Source organism: Streptacidiphilus jeojiense (assembly GCF_000719095.1).
GTDB classification, from domain to species: domain Bacteria; phylum Actinomycetota; class Actinomycetes; order Streptomycetales; family Streptomycetaceae; genus Streptacidiphilus; species Streptacidiphilus jeojiensis.
This window is the reverse complement of the sequence record NZ_JOEH01000011.1, coordinates 222,945-239,497: the sequence shown is the minus strand read 5'-3', so window position 1 is coordinate 239,497 and position 16,553 is coordinate 222,945. Positions and strand designations below refer to the sequence as shown.

Sequence of the window (16,553 nt, the reverse complement as noted above, 5' to 3'; positions counted from 1 at the left end):
CGGTCACAGCCCTTCGGCCGCGAGCTCCCGGACGGCGGCGACGGTGTCGGCGTCGGCCGGGCCCTTGTCCTCGCGGTAGCGCAGCACCCGGGCGAAGCGCAGGGTCAGCCCGGCCGGGTAGCGGGGGCTGCGCTGCACCCCGTCGAAGGCGATCTCGACCACCAGCTCGGGCCGGACGTGGACCACCCAGTCGTCCCGGCGGACCTCGCGGAGCAGCAGCTCACGGGTCTGGAAGGCGAGGATCTCGTCGGTGAGGCCCTTGAAGGTCTTGCCGAGCATCACCCATTCGCCGGTACCCGGCGGCAGTCCCTCGGCGCCGTCGGCCCGCGCGCCCAGGTGCAGGTTGCTCAGCCAGCCGCTGCGGCGGCCGCTGCCCCACTCGGCGGCCAGCACCACCAGGTCCAGGGTGTGCCGGGGCTTGACCTTGATCCAGCCGGCCCCGCGCCGCCCGGCCGCGTAGGGCGCGTCGGGGTCCTTGACGACGACTCCCTCGTGGCCGTGGGCCAGCGCGTCCCGGAAGAAGGCATGCGCGGCCTCGTCGTCCCCGGTGAGCAGCCGGGGTACGCGCAGCTCCGCCGGCACGGTCGCCGCCAGCGCCTCGACGCGGCGCTGGGCGGGCTGGTCCAGCAGGTCGGCGCCGTCCAGGTGCAGCAGGTCGAAGAAGAAGACGCTGAGCGGGACCTCCTCGCGCAGCGCCGCCGCGTCCTTGCGGGAAGCGGTGCGCGCGGCGGTGACCTGGAACGGCCGGGGACGGCCGTCCGGGCCCAGCGCCACCGCCTCGCCGTCCAGGACGGCCGAGCGCAGCGGAAGGGCCCGCACCGCCTCGACGACCTCGGGCACCCGGCCGGTGATGTCGTCCAGGCTGCGGGTGTAGACGCCGACCTGGTCGCCGTCGCGGTGCACCTGCACCCGGATGCCGTCCAGCTTCCACTCCAGCGCGGCCGGCCTGACCCGCTCCAGGGCGGAGCCGACGTCCGGCGCCGAGGCCGCCAGCATCGGGCGGACCGGGCGGCCCAGTTCCAGGCCGAAGGCCCGAAGGGCGGCCGATCCGCCGGTCATCGCCGCGTCGGCGACCGCCGCCGCCGACCCCCGGAACATCAGCGCCCTGCGCACGTCCGCCACCGGCACCCCGGCGGCCTTGGCGACGGCGTCGCCCATCACCGCGTCCAGCGCGCCCTGCCGCAGGTCCCCGCCGAGCAGCCCGCGCAGGAAGCCCTGCTCCTCGGCCGTGGCACGGGAGAACAGGCCGGTCAGTAGCTGCTGCCGGGCGGCCTGGGAGCCGGGCCCGTGGACCTCGGCGATCTGCTGCAGGATCCGCTCGGTCTCGGCGACGCCCAACTGCGGGCGCTCCGCGGCGGCGGGCAGGTCGCGCAGCGCCGCCGGTCCGACGCCGACCCGCATCCGGCGCGACTCGCCGGACAGCAGCACCACCGCCGCGTGCAGGTCGGCCCGGTCCAGCCCGCGGAGCAGGTCGGCGAGCAGGGCGACCTTGGCGTTGCGGGCCGGCTCCGCAGCGGTGGCGTGCGAGACCGCGGCTACCTGCTGAAGCTGCATGGGGTCATTCTGGCCCGGCGCGGCCGGGGCTGCCCGCGGGCCGCCCGCGGGCAGTCCTCGATCATGATCTGCATGATGGACGCATGGGCGATTGGTGGTACCGCAACATCACGGAGCCCGGCAAGCTGCCGCTGCTGCTGGCACTGGCCTCGTTCATCATCACCTTCCTGGTCACCCGGCTGATCACCCGACTGATCCGGGCCGGCCGGGGCCCGTTCCGGGACATCACCCCGGGCGGGGTGCACATCCACCACGCGGTGCCCGGGCTGGTGCTGACCGTCGTCGGCGGGTTCGGCGCGGTCGCCACGGATCTGCACAGCGCCTCGGCGAGCGTGTGCGCGGTGGTCTTCGGCGTCGGCGCCGGCCTGGTGCTCGACGAGTTCGCGCTGATCGTGCACCTGGACGACGTCTACTGGAGCGAGGAGGGCCGGCGCAGCGTGGAGGTGGTGGTGCTGGCGGCGGCGCTGGGCGGGCTGGTGGCGCTGGGCTTCTCGCCGCTGGGCGTGGACGACCTGTCCGGCCAGCAGGCCGGCGACCGCGGTTCGGTGGTGACCACGCTGGTGGTCAACTTCCTGCTGGTGGTCCTCGCGCTGCTCAAGGGCAAGCTGCGGATGGCGCTGATCGGCGTGCTGGTGCCCTTCGTGGCCCTGTTCGGGGCGGTACGGCTGGCACAGCCCGGGTCGTACTGGGAGCGCCGCTTCTACCGGCGGCGCCCCCGTGCGCGGGCCAGGGCCCGGCTGCGTGCCTACCGGCACGCGCGGCGCTGGTCCCGGTTGGGGCGCCGGTTCAACGAACTGGTCGGCGGCGCCCCGACCGGGGAGGCGGCCCGGAGCGACCGCCCGGGCTGAGCCGGTCGCCGGCTCTCAGGGCGTCGGGCTCAGGACACGACGTCCTTGGCGCGGAAGTGGCGGAAGGCCAGGGCGAACAGCACCAGGGCGTAGCTCACCGACACCGAGACGCCCTTGGCCATGCCGCTCCACTGCGGATCGGTCTGCAGCAGGTCGGCCCAGGAGTAGGCCCAGTAGGTGGGCAGGAAGTCGCGGACGCTGCCCAGGGCGCTGATCGCGCCCAGGATGTTGCCCAGGATGGTCAGGCCCAGGGCGCCGCCGACCGCGCCCAGCGGCGCGTCGGTGACCGTGGAGAGCCAGAAGGCCAGCGCCGCGGTGACCAGTTGGCTCAGCAGGATGAATCCGATCGCGACCAGCAGCCGCACCACGGCGGTACTCGTGGGCAGCGATCCGCCGGCCGGCAGCTGCAGCGGCTTCCAGTGGTAGGCGGCGGTGCCGGCGGCCAGGGCGACCAGCGGGACCAGCAGGGTGGCGACGGTGCTGAAGGCCAGAGCCACCGTCAGCTTGCTGACCAGCAGCCGGGTCCGCGGCACCGGCGCGGCCAGCAGGTAGCGCAGTGAGGACCAGCCGGCCTCCGAGGCCACCGTGTCGCCGAAGAACAGCGCGACCGGGACCACCAGGAAGAAGCCCGAGGACAGGAACAGGCAGGTCGCGGTGAAGTTGGCGCCCGAGGCGGTGGCGACGGTGAGCAGCCCGTTCTGGTTGCGTTCACCGCCGGGGCTGCCGCCGACCTGGAAGGCGATCAGGATGATCAGCGGCAGCAGCACCACCAGCGCGCCCATCGCCAGGGTGCGGCGCCGGCGCAGTTGGCGGACCGCCTCCACGCGCAGCGGCAGGGTGCGGCGCGCGGTGCTGCGATTCTTGAAAAGCCCGTGAGCTGTGGCCGGGGCGCCCGAGGGCGGGCCCGACGGGGCGTCAGTGAGCGTGCTCATCGGGCTGCTCCTCCGATCAGGGTGAGGAACGCGTCCTCCAGGCGGCGGTGCGGGCCGAGGCTCTGCACCGGGATCTCCAGTCGGACCAGGTCGACGGTCAGCTCGGCGGCGGTGGCCCCGTCCAGCCGTACCAGCAGGCCTTCGGCGACCGGCTCGGCCGAGGCCACCCCCGGCAGTGCCGCCACCTTGCCGACCAGGTCGGGGTCGAGCGGCTGCTCCGTGCCGACCAGCAGGGTGTCCCCGGAGCCGACGATCTCGGCGACCGGTCCGGCCTGGGCCAGCTGCCCGTGGTCCATCACCACCAGGTGGGTGCAGGTCTGCTCGACCTCGGCCAGCAGATGGCTGGAGACGATGACGGTGCGTCCGGCCGCGGCGTAACCGACGATCACATCGCGCATCTCGCGGATCTGCGGCGGGTCCAGTCCGTTCAGCGGCTCGTCCAGGATCAGCAGGTCGGGCAGGCCCAGCATGGCCTGGGCGATGGCCAGCCGCTGCCGCATGCCCTGCGAGTAGGTTCGCACCGCGCGTTCCACGGCGTCGCCGAGCCCGGCGATGGCCAGTGCCTCGTCCAGGTGGGCGTCCTCGGCGGGGCGTCCGGTGGCCTGCCAGTACAGCTCCAGGTTGGCCAGTCCGGACAGGTGCGGCAGGAAGCCGGGGCCCTCGACGAACGCGCCGACCCGGGAGAGCACCGGCGCGCCCGGGCGGATCGGCTGCCCGAAGACCCGGATCTCGCCGCTGTCCGGGCTGATCAGGCCCATCAGCATGCGCAGGGTGGTGGTCTTGCCGGCGCCGTTGGGGCCGAGCAGTCCCAGTACCTGGCCCGGCTCCACCTGGAAGGACAGGTCGCGCACGGCGTAGCGGTCGGCCGATCCGGCGTAACGCTTCGTCAGACCCTGGATCCGCAGCGGTACCAGCACCAGTTCCGGGTCGGCGGCCGGCTGCCCGGCCCGGCGGCGTAGGCGTCCGGTGCGACGGTTGCGCCCGGTGAGCAGCAGCGCCGCCGCGACCACCAGGGCCAGCAGCGGCAGGCCCCAGACCCACCAGGGCAGCGGGGAGGCAGCGGTGCTGAGCGCCGGGTCGGTGGGCACGCTCAGGTCGTTGCCCAGCAGCGACACGGTGTAGGAGGCGGGCGCGGCGGGGGAGGCGTAGGCCAGGTCGGTGGAGGACAGCACCAGCTCCAGCCGGTGCCCGGCCGGGACCTGGTGGTCCACGGTGGGCAGGTGCACCAGCACGTCGGCGCCGGCCCTGGCGCCGGTCACCCGCAGCGGGGTGACCAGTTGCGAGGGCAGCACCTTGCTGCCGCCGGTGCCGGGGGCGACGTCGTAGAGCTTGGCGAACAGCACCGCGTCGTCGCTGTCGGCGCGGACGTGGATGCGTACGGTGGGGGAGCCGGTGATCCGCAGTGAGGTGGTCAGCGGTTGTGAGATGAACTCGGCGGACTGGCCGGGGAAGTCCAGTGAGAGGCCGACGCCCAGGCCGGAGAGCTGGCTGAGCGAACCGATCCCGGGCAGCGCGGAGATGGCCGGCGGTGCGCCGCCCGGTGGGTTCTCGAAGGTCTGCGGCGGGCCGGAGAGGGAGACCGCGACCGGGGAGTTCTCCAGGCCGGGGTAGGAGTCGGCGCTGGCGCCCTGGAGGGTGACGGTGCCGCTGGTGCTGTCGACGCCGCCGCTGCGGCTGACCCGGAAGGCCGGGCCGGTGCCGACGGCGGTGTCGCGCTTGAGGTAGCGGTCGAACCAGGCCGAGGTGCGCTGTTCGATCCGGGCCGACTCCAGGTCGCCGCCGTCGTGGCCGCCGGCGATCCAGTCCACCGACACCGGGGCTCCGTTGGCCTTGATCGCGGCTGCGGCCTGGTCGGCCTGGTCCAGCGGGAACAGCGAGTCGGTCTGGCCCTGGACCAGCAGCGTCGGGACCTTGATCTGCTTGGCCACCGCCGAGGGGCTGCGCTGCTCCAGCAGTTGCTCGGCGGCCGCGTCCGGTTTCCCGGAGACGGCCACCCGCTGGTACATCGCGCACAGGTCCGCGGCGAAGCGGCCGCAGGTGGAGTCGTCGGTGGCGGTGATCCGGGGGCCGGCCTGGCGGGTCGTGGTGGTCGCGGACTGGTCGGTGGAGCCGGTGGTGAAGAAGATCCCGGCCCACAGCTTCTTGAACACGCCGTCGGGGAACAGCGCGTCGGACAGGTTCCAGTAGGTGATCTCCGGGGCGATGGCGTCGACCCGCTTGTCGTATCCGGCGGCCAGCAGGGCCACCGCGCCGCCGTAGGAGGCCCCGGCGATGCCGACCCGGGGGTCGCCGGGGGCGTCCAGTTGCACGTCGGGCTGCTTGGCCAGCCAGTCGATCAGGCCGCTGACGTCGGCGACCTCGCGCTGCGGGTCGTTCAGGCCGATGTCGCCGCCGGAGGCGCCGAATCCCCGTGCCGACCAGGTCATCACGGCGTAGCCCTGGCGGGCCATGGTCTGCGCCTCGCCGGTCAGGTCGTCCTTGTTGCCGCCGAAGCCGTGGGCCAGTAGGACGGCCGGGCGGCGGACGCCGGGGGAGCCGGAGGTGAAGTAGGAGGTGTCGATCCTCACCGTGGTGCTGCTGCCCGGCGACTCGGGCAGTGCCAGTACCTGGTCGGTGCGTTGCACCGGCGTGGGGCCGTGGTCGGCGACGGCGGTCCAGGTGCCGGCTCCCACCAGCAGGGCTGCGGCGACCGCGCCCGCGAACAGTGCTCGCCGCGGGCGGAGCAGTCGAAATCCCATACGGGGGGTGCCTTTCGAAGGGGCGTCAGGAGCTCAGTGGGTCCGCGTTCGGCGGATCACTGCTGGGAGAACGATCCCAGACGCGCGCTGGTGCCCTTCGACCAGGAGGAACTGCGGGGGTGTCGGGCGGACCGCCGCGCAGCCCACGCGCGCCAGGAAGCGCGGGGCTGCACGGGGTGGTCGCCTCGGCCGTGAAGGCAGTCCTGATGACCACTGGTCAGATCACCTGGGGAGGCTGAGTACCAAGGTGACGTGACACCACGCGCAGTGTCAAGACCGCCTCGGCCGGCCCGCTCCCCGGGTGGTTCCGGGGCCGGGTCAGTTCGGCACGGTGTCCGTGAAGTGCGTGCCGGCCGCCTCGTAGGCGTTGACGGCGCTCTGGACAGTGGCCGGGGACTGGGCGCCGGAGGCGTTGTAGTAGACCCAGTTGACCTTCTCGTCCCAGGTGCGGGCGCCGGTGAAGGGCAGGTCGATGAACCACTCGTTGAAGTCGATGGTCATCTTCTCGCGCGGGTAGTACTTGCCGGTGCTGGAGAAGACCTGGGTGCCGTCGATGTAGTAGGTGACCGTGCCGCCGGCGACGGTCGCGACCAGGGTGTGCCAGCCCTGGAGGCTGCCGATGGTGTCGTTGGTGACCCGGTCGAAGGCGTCGGAGCTGTACCAGGAGGTGGTGTACATCGAGTTCGCCGGGCCGCCCCAGCCGCCGTTGGGCAGGTACTCGAAGTCGTCCTCGCTGTAGAGCGAGTCGTCCGGGGTGATGGTGTAGAAGGTCTCGTTGACGTGGTCGCCGTTGGCGCCGCTGGTGGGGGCGTCGTTGAAGTAGACCCGGGCGGCGTAGGTGCCCTCGAAGAACTTGCGCTGGGTGGTGTCGATCTCGGCCTGGGTGGTGCCGGCGGTGGTGCCGTCGGTGGTGGCCTGCAGCTGCATCACCCGGCCGCCCTGGGCGGTGGAGTCGCTGGGGAAGCTGATGGCGTTGGCGGACCAGGTGTTGGCAACGCCGGGGCCGCCGGAGCCGGTGCGCACCGTCCAGTCGTGCGCGGCCAGGGCGGGGTCACTGGGGCCGGTGTAGTGGAAGTCGTCGAACAGGGTGGCGCCGGAGGGCGGGGTGGTGGATCCGCCACCGCCGGTGGGCGTCGGGGTCGGTGTGGGGGTGGGGCTGGAGGTCGGACCGCCGCCGCCGGCCGGTTCGGTGCCCCAGACCAGGGCGCCGCTGCGGTAGGCGGTCACCGTGCTGGACGCGGTGTAGGAGGTGTCGGCTCCGTTGAAGGAGTAGTCGTTCGCCTGGTTCACGTTCTGCCAGTCGCTGCGGTAGAGCCGCAGCTGCAGGTCGCCGGTGCTGGCGCCGGGGGCCAGCGATCCGGCCCCGGCGCCGAAGCTGATCTGCAGGTAGTGGTCGGCGGTGGCGCTCGGTGTGGCCAGTGCGGCGACCGTGCCGGTGACGTTGGAGCAGCTCACCACGGCCCAGGCGCAGGCGAAGGTGTACGAGGAGGCGCCGTCGGCGGTGAAGTAGTAACGCAGTGTCACCTGGCTCAGCGGGACGGCGGTGGTCGAGTTGTTGACGACCTGGAACCAGGGCTCGGCCTCGTCGGCGCTGGCCCCGGTGGTGGTCTTGTACAGCACCGACAGTGCGGGGGAGTCGGCGTGTGCGGGGTGCACGGTCGGGTACAGCGCGGTGGCCGCGCAGACCAGTGCGGCGGCGCCGGCCAGCAGCGCCCTGCGGGTCCGGCGGCGGAGGTCGAGCGGTGTGCGGTGGGGGTGGACGTGCTCCATCGGTGCTCCTCGGGAGATGGGAGGTGCGAACGCGGCACGCCGTACGGAGTCCGCGCGCCAGGAAGCGCGGATCCCGTACGGCCCGGTGCAGCCGGCACAGCCCCGTCGGGCTGACCACTGGTCATTAACTGCTTGCCGGTTGACGTACAAGGTGGGGCCTTGTTCTGCGGCTGTCAAGGGCCTGATGGGTGCTAATGCATTGGAAATACTGGTATCCGCAGGTCGGAGCGGACATTTCTCCGCGGGGTATTGACATGACCAATGGTCACCTGGGAGCGTCTGCGCTCATCAGCCGACGAGCCGGGCCCGCCACGGTGCGGGTCCCGGTGCGGCGACGTTTTCCGAGGAGGATTCCGTGCACAAGAGAGCCCTGTCCGCGCTTGCCTGCGGTGCTGTGCTGGCCCTGTCCGTGACCGCCTGCGGCAGCAGCGGCGGTAGTACCGGCACCGGGGCCACCGGGTCGGCCGGCTCCTCCGGAGCCGCCTCCGCCGCCGGGAAGACGATCACGGTCTGGTACATGGACGGCGACCTGAGCACCAAGGCCACCGACGCCATCAACGCGGCCTTCGAGAAGGCCACCGGCGCCAAGGTGAAGGTGCAGATCCAGGAGTGGGACAACATCAACACCAAGATCAGCACCGCGCTGGCGCAGGACAACCCACCGGATGTGCTGGAGATAGGCAACACCGACGTCCCGCTGTTCGCGGCCAACGGCGCGCTGAGCGACATCACCTCGGACAAGGCCGACCTGTCGGCGGGTCAGACCTGGCTGTCGGGCCTGGCCGACCCGGCCACCGTGGACGGCAAGCTCTACGCGGTGCCGCTGTTCGCCGGCAACCGCGCCGTGGTCTACAACAAGACCATCTGGTCCAAGGCCGGGGTGACCGCGCCGCCGACCACCATGGCCGAGTTCACCGCGGACCTGGCCAAGATCAAGGCGGCCAACCACGCCGCGGACTTCTCCCCCTTCTACTTCCCCGGCGAGTACTGGTACGGCGCGCTGCAGTTCGTCTGGGACGCCGGCGGCCAACTGGCCACCCAGAGCGGCGGAAAGTGGACCGGGGCGCTGGAGTCACCCGCCGCCCAGCAGGGCCTGCAGGCCTGGAAGGCCTTCCAGAACACCTACTCCAGCGCGGCCTCACGCAACGTCGACACCACCGCGCCGGACCAGCGGGCACTGTTCGCCGGCGGCAAGACCGCCACCATCCTGGACACCAGCATCAACACCGTGCTCAAGGACAACCCCGCGCTGAAGGGGCAGTTGGGCACCTTCCCGTTCCCGAGCGCCACCGCCGGCAAGACCCAGCCGGTCTTCCTGGGCGGCTCCGACCTGGCGGTGGCGACCAAGAGCCCCAACCAGGCGCTGGCGCTGGCCTACCTCAAGGCCGCCTCCAGCCCGGCCGTGCAGACCAGCGCCATCGTCGGCATCGACGCCTGGACCCCGGTGTCCACCCAGCTCATCGACTCCACCAAGGGCTCGCTGCCGGACACCTCCGCCGCCTTCTTCGAGGCCGCCAAGACCAGCGTCGGCACCCCGGCCACCCCGGGCTGGGCCACCATCGAGAGCGACAAGTCGATCAACACCTTCTTCGCCGACATCGCCACCGGGCGCAAGACCACCGCCCAGGCGGCCAAGGACTTCGACACCCACCTCGACCAGGCCCTGAACGCCTCCCAGTGACGATGACTACCTTGATCAAGGCACCGAGGAAGCGCGCCGCTGCCCCCCAGGGGGCGGCGGTCCCGCCGCGGCGCCGGCCGCGCGGCCGCGGCCGCGCCCTGCCCTACCTGCTGCTGGTGCCCGCCGCCGCCGTACTCGGCCTGGTCCTGGGCTACCCGCTGGTGCGGGTGGTGGTCATCTCCTTCCAGGACTACGGGCTGCGCGCCCTGTTCACCGGCAGGATCACCTGGGCCGGCTGGGCCAACTACCGCACTGTCCTGGACGACGCCCAGTTCGTCCCGGTGCTGCTGCGCACCGTCGGGTTCTGCGCCGCGCTGGTGGCCGGGACGCTGCTGATCGGACTCGCCGCCGCGCTGATGATGGAGCGGCTGGGGCCGCGGATGCGTACCGCGGTGACGCTGTGCCTGATCGCCGCCTGGGCGGTGCCCAACGTGGCCTCCAGCCTGGTCTGGCAGTGGCTGTTCCAGCCCGTCTACGGGGTCGTCAACTGGATGCTGACGCAGACCCACTTGTTCGGCGACCTCACCCAGCGCGACTGGTCGGGATCCACCTACAGCGCCTTCCTGCTGGTCTGGCTGCTGGTGGTGTGGCAGTCGGTGCCGTTCGTGGCGCTGACGCTGTACGCCGGCCTCTCGCAGATCCCGCGCACCTACTACGAGGCCGCCGCGCTGGACGGAGCCGGCCAGGTGACGGTGTTCCGGGTGATCACCCTGCCGTTCCTGCGGCCGATCCTGGGCCTGGTCACCATCCTGTCGGTGATCTGGGACTTCAACGTCTTCAACCAGCTCTGGATCCTCACCAGGGGCGGCCCCAACCAGAGCACCACCACGCTGCCGATCTGGTCCTTCACCAAGGCCTTCAGCAGCAACTCGTTCGGGCAGGGCGCGGCCGTCGCGGTGGTCTCGGTGCTGCTGCTGCTCGCCGCCAGCGCCCTCTACGTGCGCCGACTGGTGCGGTCAGGAGAAGACCTGTGAGCCTCCCCGCCGCGGTACGGGCCCGCCGGATCGGGCTGAACACCGCAGCCGTGCTGTTCTGCGCTGTGTGGATCTTCCCGGTCTACTGGATGGTCAACACCGCCTTCAAGCCCTACGGCGACATCCTCAAGCCCACCCCGGGCTTCCTGCCCTTCCCCTTCAGCCTGTCCAACTTCGACGACGCGGTGCACAAGTCGGGCTTCCTGACCGACCTGGCCAACAGCGCCGTGGTCACCTGCTCGGTGGTGCTGCTGGCCATCGTGGTGGCGTTCCTGGCGGCCAGCGCGCTGACTCGGTTCCGTTTCTTCGGCCGGCGCAGCTTCCTGGTCGGGGTGCTGATCGTGCAGATGGTGCCGACCCCGGCGCTGCTGATCCCGATCTTCCTCAGCCTGAAGAGCGCCCACATGCTCAACAGCCTGTTCGGACTGACCCTCACCTACCTGGCGCTGGTGCTGCCGTTCACCATCTGGGTGCTGCGCGGCTTCCTGCAGGGCATCCCGGTCGAGCTGGAGGAGGCGGCGATGGTCGACGGCGCCAGCCGGATGCGGATCATCCGCACGATCCTGCTGCCGCTGGTGCTGCCCGGCGTGATCGCCACCAGCGTCTTCGCCTTCATCACCGCCTGGAACGACTACCTGTTCGCCTATGTGCTGATGAAGGACCAGAGCCACTACACCCTGCCGGTGTGGCTGGTCTCCTTCAGCACCAGCGCCGGCACCGACTACGGCGGCCTGATCGCCGCCTCCACCCTGTTCGCCCTGCCGGTGGTGGTGTTCTTCATGCTCATCCAGCGCCGGCTGGTGGCCGGCATGACCGCAGGAGCCGTCAAGGACTGACCCCCACCCCGCCGCTCTCCCACCCGCTCATCCGCACGTCCGGCATCATGAAGGGCCACCGTGATCATCCCCCGCCCCCGCGAGCTCACCCCCCGTCCGGGCACCCTCCCCGTCGGCCCCGACCTCCACCTGTCCGCAGGCCCGGGCGCCGAGCAGGCCGCCGGGCTGCTGGCCGAGTACCTGGGCCTGCCGGACGCACCGACCGGGCCGGGACCGCGGCTCCGGCTGGAACTGGTCCCGGACCACCCGGCCACCGCGGAGCAGTCCGCACTCGGCCCGCAGGGCTACCTGCTGGACATCCGCCCCGACGGCGCCACGCTCGCCGCACCGGCCGAAGCCGGGCTGCTCTCCGGGATCCAGACGCTGCGTCAGCTGCTGCCCCCCGAGGCCCTGGACCCGGAACGGCCCCTCGGCGCGGACGGCCACTGGCCCTGCCTGACCATCAGGGACAGCCCGCGGCTGCCCTGGCGCGGTTTCATGCTCGACGTGGTCCGGCACTTCTTCCCGCTGTCCTACCTGCTGGAACTGGTCGACGAGCTGGCCCTGCTGAAGTTCAACGTGCTGCAGCTGCACCTCACCGACGACCAGGGCTGGCGCTTCGAGGTCGACGGCCTGCCCCGGCTCACCGAGGTCGGCGCCTGGCGCACCGAGACCCAGGTCGGCCCGCCCGGATCGGGGCTGGCCGACAACACCCCGCACGGCGGCTACTACACCCGCGCCGAACTGCAGCAGCTGGTGGCCTTCGCGGCCCGGCGCGGGATCACCGTGGTCCCCGAGATCGAGATGCCCGGACACGTGCGCGCCGCGCTGGCCGCCTACCCCGAGTACGGCAACCACCCCGAGCGCCGGCTGCCGGTGTGGACCCAGCGCGGCATCAGCGAGGACATCCTGTCGGTGGACGACAAGACCCTGGCGTTCTGCCGGCAGATCCTGGACACCGTGGTGCAGGTCTTCCCGTCCCGGCACGTCCACATCGGCGGCGAGGAGTGCCCCACCGTCCAGTGGGAGCAGAGCGAGGCGGCCCGCGAGCGCGCCCGCGAACTGGGCCTGGCCCATCCGGCCCAGCTCCGCGGCTGGTTCCTGGGCCGGATGCAGGAGCACCTGGCCGGACACGGCCGGCGCACCGTGTGCTGGGACGAGACCGGCCACGCCGCCGGCGAACCCCCGGCCGGGATGGTGCTCGGCGCCTGGCGCGACCCGGTGCACGGGGTGCTCGCGGTCGGCCGCGGCCACCAGGTGGTGATGGGGCCGCACCGCTCCACCTACCTCGACTACCCGCAGCGGGACCATCCGCACGAGCCGCACGGCCAGCCCGGCGAGATCGTCGGCCTCGACGACGTGCTGCGCTTCGACCCGCTGGCCGCGGACCTGCAGCCGGGCGGGCTGCCCGTCGCCGATCCGGCGCAGGACGAACTCCCCGGTGTGCTGGGGGTGCAGGGCTCGCTGTGGACCGAGTACGTGGCCACCCCGGCGCACGCCCGCTACCTGCTCTACCCGCGGCTGTGCGGGATCGCCGAGATCGCCTGGCGGCCCGGACCGCACGACCGCGAGTCGCTGCTGGAGCGGGCCGCGACGCACCGGCGCAGGGTCGCCGCGCTGCTCTCGGCGGGCGGTACGCACACTCCCCGAATGATTGGGACGATAGAGGCGTGACCAGTACCGACAGCAGCACTGACAGCGGCATCGACAGCGCCGTCGCCGCCCCGGCGGCCCCATCGGCCGCAGCGGCCTCGGCGGCCCATCCGGCCCGGAAGCTGCCCACCGCCAAGCGCGACCGGGTCCGCCGGCACCTGCTCGACGTCATCGAGCGCTCCGGGCCGGGCACCAGCCTGGCCGCCGAGCGCGATCTGGCCACCCAGCTCGGGGTGTCCCGGCCCACCGTCAGGGCCGCCGTCGAGGAGCTGACCCGCAGCGGGCTGCTGGTGCGCCAGCAGGGCAAGGGCACCTTCACCAGCCCGCACAAGGTCACCCAGGAGATGTCCGGCACCACCACCAACGCACTGGCGGTGCCGCCCGCCGAGGGCGACTGGACCAGCCGGGTGATCCGCTTCACCGTCGCCCCGGCCGGACCGCCGCGCGCTGCCCGGCTGGGCATCGGCCCGGACGAGCCGGTGCTGCGGATCACCCGGGTGCGCGACGTGGACGACGAGCCGATGTCCATCGAGCAGTTGGAGCTGCCGGCCGCCATCGTCCCCGGGTTGGCACCCGAGGACATGGAGAGCGGCAACTTCTACCGGCTGCTGCGCGAGCGCTTCGACGTGGTCGTCGCCGACGCGGTGCAGACCCTGGAACCCGCGGTCACCAACCCGGAGCAGGCCGAGCTGCTCGACGTCCCGGTCTACGCCCCGATCCTGCAGGTGGAGCGGACCACCCGGGACACCACCGGACGCATCGTCGAGTTCGCCCACGCGGTCTACCGCGGCGACCGCTACCGGATCACCTCCAAGCTGCGCTTCGACGCCTCCTCGGGCTGAGCCGGCGCGCCGGTACTTCGGGAGCGACCGGCTTCAGGGGGCCGCCGGGTAGCCGGCCAGTGCCTCGGCGACGGAGGCCTCGACGGCGGCGCGGTCGATGCCCAGGCCGCTGAGCACCCCGTTGCCGTCCTCCTGGTCCAGCAGGGCCAGCAGGATGTGCTCGGTGCCGATGTAGTTGTGGCCCAGGCGCAGGGCCTGGCGGAAGGTCAGTTCCAGGGCCTTCTTCCCCTGGGCGTCGTAGGGGATGAGGTCGGGCACCGGCCCGCCGGGCGCCGGCAGCGAGGCCGTCGCGGCCTCGCGGAGCGCCTCCAGCGTCACGCCCTGGGCCAGTACGGCCTTGGCGGCCAGTGCCTCCGGTTCGCTCAGCAGCCCCAGCACCAGGTGGCCGGTGCCGATGGTGTCGTTGCCGGCCGCGCGGGCCTCGTTCTGGGAGGCCATCACCACGTTCCTGGCCCGGGTGGTGTAGCGGCTGAAGCCCTGGCTGGGGTCCAGGTCGGCGGCGTCCGAGGCCTTGGGGACGAAGCGCTTCTGGGCTGCCTGCCGGGTGACGCCCATGCTGCGGCCGATGTCGGTCCAGGAGGCTCCGGAGCGCCGGGCCTGGTCCACGAAATGGCCGATGAGGTGGTCGGCGACCTCGCCGAGGTGGTCGGCGGCGATGACCGCGTCGGAGAGCTGGTCGAGTACGTCCGGGTGGACCTTCCTGATGGCCTGGATCAGGTCGTCCAGCCGGACCTGGTTCGTCATTCCCACGGGTTCCGTCATGTGACAACCGTAGGTTGACAGTGCGAGGACTGTCAACCCGTGGTTGTCACTCGGCTGCTCGGTCACTCGGGGGTTCACCCCGATGGCTGTTCGGCGCGGCGCAGCGATCTTCACCGCACCAAGCTGGGGACATGACGTCCGATCAGGTCTTCACGGGGGTCGGGCTCATCGCCGTCCTGGCCGTCGGTTCGCAGGTGCTCGCGGCACGGCTGCGGCTGCCGGGGATCATCCTGCTGCTGCCGGCCGGGTTCGTCGCCGGCGCGCTGACCGACGACGTGCACCCGGACCTGCTGGTCGGCACCGCGTTCTCGCCGCTGGTCTCGCTGGCGGTGGCGGTCATCCTCTACGACGCCGGCCTGGAACTGGACGTACGCCGGCTGACCGGCGGCGCCCGGCGCACCGTGGTCCGGCTGATCTGGATCGGCACCCTGCTGACCTGGCCGATCGCCGCCGTGGTGGCGGCCCCGCTGCTGGACATCTCGGCCAAGGCCGCCGCCATGCTCGGGGTGATCCTGATCGTCTCCGGGCCCACCGTGGTGGGACCGCTGCTGAGCTTCGTGCGCCCGGGCGAGGGGCTGCGCCGGATCCTGGTCTGGGAGGGCTCGCTGATCGACGGCGTCGGCGGCGTGCTGGGCGCGCTGGTGTTCGCGGCGCTGGAGTCCGGGCATCGGGTCACCCTGGCCGCGGCGGTGCTGCAGACCCTGGGCAGCGCCGGCGTCGGGCTGGCCGGCGGGGCGCTGGGGGCGGCGGTGCTGTGGCTGCTGCTGCGCCACCTCGGGCTGGGCGAGACCCTGGGCACCACCGCGCAGCTGGCCGTGGTGATCGGGGTGGCGGCCGGCTGCAACGTGCTGCGCGACGACGCAGGGCTGATCGCGGCCATCGTCATGGGCGTGGCCATGGCCACCCTGCCCGGGCTGGACCTGCCGGTGCGGCGCCCGTTCTTCGAGACGCTGGTGTCGCTGACCATCGGCGTGCTGTTCGTGTCCATCTCGGCGACGGTCACCCCGGCGTCGCTGCGTCATGTGGTGCTGCCGGCGCTGGGGCTGACGGCGGTGCTGGTCCTGGTGGCCCGTCCGCTGGTGGCGGCGCTGTCCACGCTCGGCGGCGACCAGAGCCGGGGCGAACGCGCCTTCCTGGGCTGGATGGCGCCGCGCGGCATCGTCGCGGCCTCCACCGCCTCCACCTTCTCGGCCACGCTGGTGCAGAAGGGCGTCGGCGGCGCCGACCGGATCCTGCCGGCCACCTTCGTGGTCATCGTCGCCACGGTGCTGGTCTACGGGCTGACCGCGGTCCCGGTCGCGCGCCGGCTGGGCGTGACCGGCTCCACCCGCTCACGGCCGCTGCTGGTCGGCGGCGACCCCTGGGTCACCGACCTGGGCCGGGCGCTGCACGGGCTGGGCCTGGACGTGCTGATGTGGGCGGGCGAGCCGGAGGAGCGCACCCGGATCACCGAGGCGGGGCTGGAGCTGGCGCCGGGGGAACTGCTGGCCACCGCCGCAGGCGAGGGGGCCGAACTGGAGGGGATCACCTCGGTGCTGCTGCTCACCGGCGAGGACGACTTCAACGCGCTGGCCGCGACGCTGCTGCGCAGCGAGAGCGGCCCCGAGGTCTACCGGCTGGTCGAACGGGGGGAGGGGCGGGGCGTGGTGGCGCCGTTCATGAGCGGGGAGGCGCTGTTCGCACCCGGGCTCTCGGGCCACGCCCTGGCCGGCCGGCACCGCTCGGGGGAGACCATCCAGGTCCGCCCGGCGGAGCTGGCGCTGGAACCGGACCACGACCTGCTGTTCACCGTGGACCGGACCGGCCGGCTGTGGCCGGCCACCACCCGGCCCGGCACCGGGCAGCGCCCCGACGGCCACACGGTCTCGCTGGGACCGGCCCGCTGAGCGCCGCCGGGTACGGGGGACCCCCTGTGTGCGGGGCAGCCGCCACGTACGGGGGATCCTCGGCCGCACCCGCCCGTGCCTGCGGCGATTCCCCGGCA

General features: G+C 72.5%; 12 protein-coding genes. 7 read left to right on the top strand and 5 right to left on the bottom strand.

From position 1 onward, the window contains the following. Window positions 1–3: 3 nt before the first annotated feature. Window positions 4–1,554: an ATP-dependent DNA ligase gene (locus IF29_RS0117265; protein ID WP_030255422.1), complete on the bottom strand. Its 1,551-nt coding sequence runs from the start codon at window positions 1,552–1,554 to the stop codon at window positions 4–6. Window positions 1,555–1,637: 83 nt separating this feature from the next. Here IF29_RS0117265 and IF29_RS0117260 point away from each other — a divergent pair, with 83 nt between their 5' ends. Then, window positions 1,638–2,402, top strand: coding sequence for a hypothetical protein (locus IF29_RS0117260; RefSeq protein WP_030255421.1), 765 nt, complete (start codon window positions 1,638–1,640; stop codon window positions 2,400–2,402). A 29-nt stretch (window positions 2,403–2,431) separates the two neighbouring features. Here the strand turns inward: IF29_RS0117260 and IF29_RS0117255 are convergent, their stop codons facing one another. From IF29_RS0117255 to IF29_RS0117245, 3 genes are all read right to left on the bottom strand, one after another. Next, window positions 2,432–3,334 carry an ABC transporter permease gene (locus IF29_RS0117255; RefSeq protein ID WP_030255418.1) on the bottom strand — a complete coding sequence of 301 codons (903 nt, stop codon included), beginning with the start codon at window positions 3,332–3,334 and terminating at the stop codon, window positions 2,432–2,434. Further along, complete coding sequence (locus IF29_RS0117250) at window positions 3,331–6,072, bottom strand: alpha/beta fold hydrolase (protein WP_030255416.1); 2,742 nt, start codon at window positions 6,070–6,072, stop codon at window positions 3,331–3,333. Before IF29_RS0117250 ends, IF29_RS0117255 begins: the two co-directional genes overlap by 4 nt. Window positions 6,073–6,390: 318 nt before the next feature. Continuing rightward, on the bottom strand, window positions 6,391–7,842 hold the full coding sequence (locus IF29_RS0117245; RefSeq protein ID WP_063757521.1) for a cellulose binding domain-containing protein: 1,452 nt from the start codon (window positions 7,840–7,842) through the stop codon (window positions 6,391–6,393). A 355-nt stretch (window positions 7,843–8,197) separates the two neighbouring features. On the opposite strand from IF29_RS0117245, the gene IF29_RS0117240 reads away from it, so the two are divergent. Genes IF29_RS0117240 through IF29_RS0117220 form a run of 5 tightly spaced genes read left to right on the top strand, consistent with a single transcriptional unit; the run spans window position 8,198 to window position 13,807 of the window. After that, entirely contained in the window at window positions 8,198–9,523 is a 1,326-nt protein-coding gene (locus tag IF29_RS0117240) for an extracellular solute-binding protein (RefSeq protein ID WP_051725426.1), read from the top strand. A gap of 11 nt (window positions 9,524–9,534) precedes the next feature. Further along, complete coding sequence (locus IF29_RS0117235; protein ID WP_198037480.1) at window positions 9,535–10,497, top strand: carbohydrate ABC transporter permease; 963 nt, start codon at window positions 9,535–9,537, stop codon at window positions 10,495–10,497. After that, complete coding sequence (locus IF29_RS0117230; RefSeq protein ID WP_030255404.1) at window positions 10,494–11,333, top strand: carbohydrate ABC transporter permease; 840 nt, start codon at window positions 10,494–10,496, stop codon at window positions 11,331–11,333. Before IF29_RS0117235 ends, IF29_RS0117230 begins: the two co-directional genes overlap by 4 nt. A 60-nt stretch (window positions 11,334–11,393) precedes the next feature. After that, window positions 11,394–12,986 carry a beta-N-acetylhexosaminidase gene (locus tag IF29_RS0117225; RefSeq protein ID WP_051725425.1) on the top strand — a complete coding sequence of 531 codons (1,593 nt, stop codon included), beginning with the start codon at window positions 11,394–11,396 and terminating at the stop codon, window positions 12,984–12,986. Continuing rightward, window positions 12,983–13,807 (top strand): GntR family transcriptional regulator, encoded by an 825-nt coding sequence (locus IF29_RS0117220; protein ID WP_198037479.1) that lies wholly within the window; start codon window positions 12,983–12,985, stop codon window positions 13,805–13,807. The genes IF29_RS0117225 and IF29_RS0117220 overlap by 4 nt, the downstream gene beginning before the upstream one ends. A gap of 33 nt (window positions 13,808–13,840) precedes the next feature. Here IF29_RS0117220 and IF29_RS0117215 read toward each other — a convergent pair whose 3' ends face one another. After that, complete coding sequence (locus tag IF29_RS0117215) at window positions 13,841–14,569, bottom strand: Clp protease N-terminal domain-containing protein (RefSeq protein WP_030255395.1); 729 nt, start codon at window positions 14,567–14,569, stop codon at window positions 13,841–13,843. A gap of 131 nt (window positions 14,570–14,700) precedes the next feature. Here IF29_RS0117215 and IF29_RS0117210 point away from each other — a divergent pair, with 131 nt between their 5' ends. After that, the gene (locus IF29_RS0117210; RefSeq protein WP_030255392.1) at window positions 14,701–16,455 is read left to right on the top strand and encodes a cation:proton antiporter; all 1,755 of its coding nucleotides are present in this window, start codon (window positions 14,701–14,703) and stop codon (window positions 16,453–16,455) included. Window positions 16,456–16,553 lie beyond the last annotated feature (98 nt).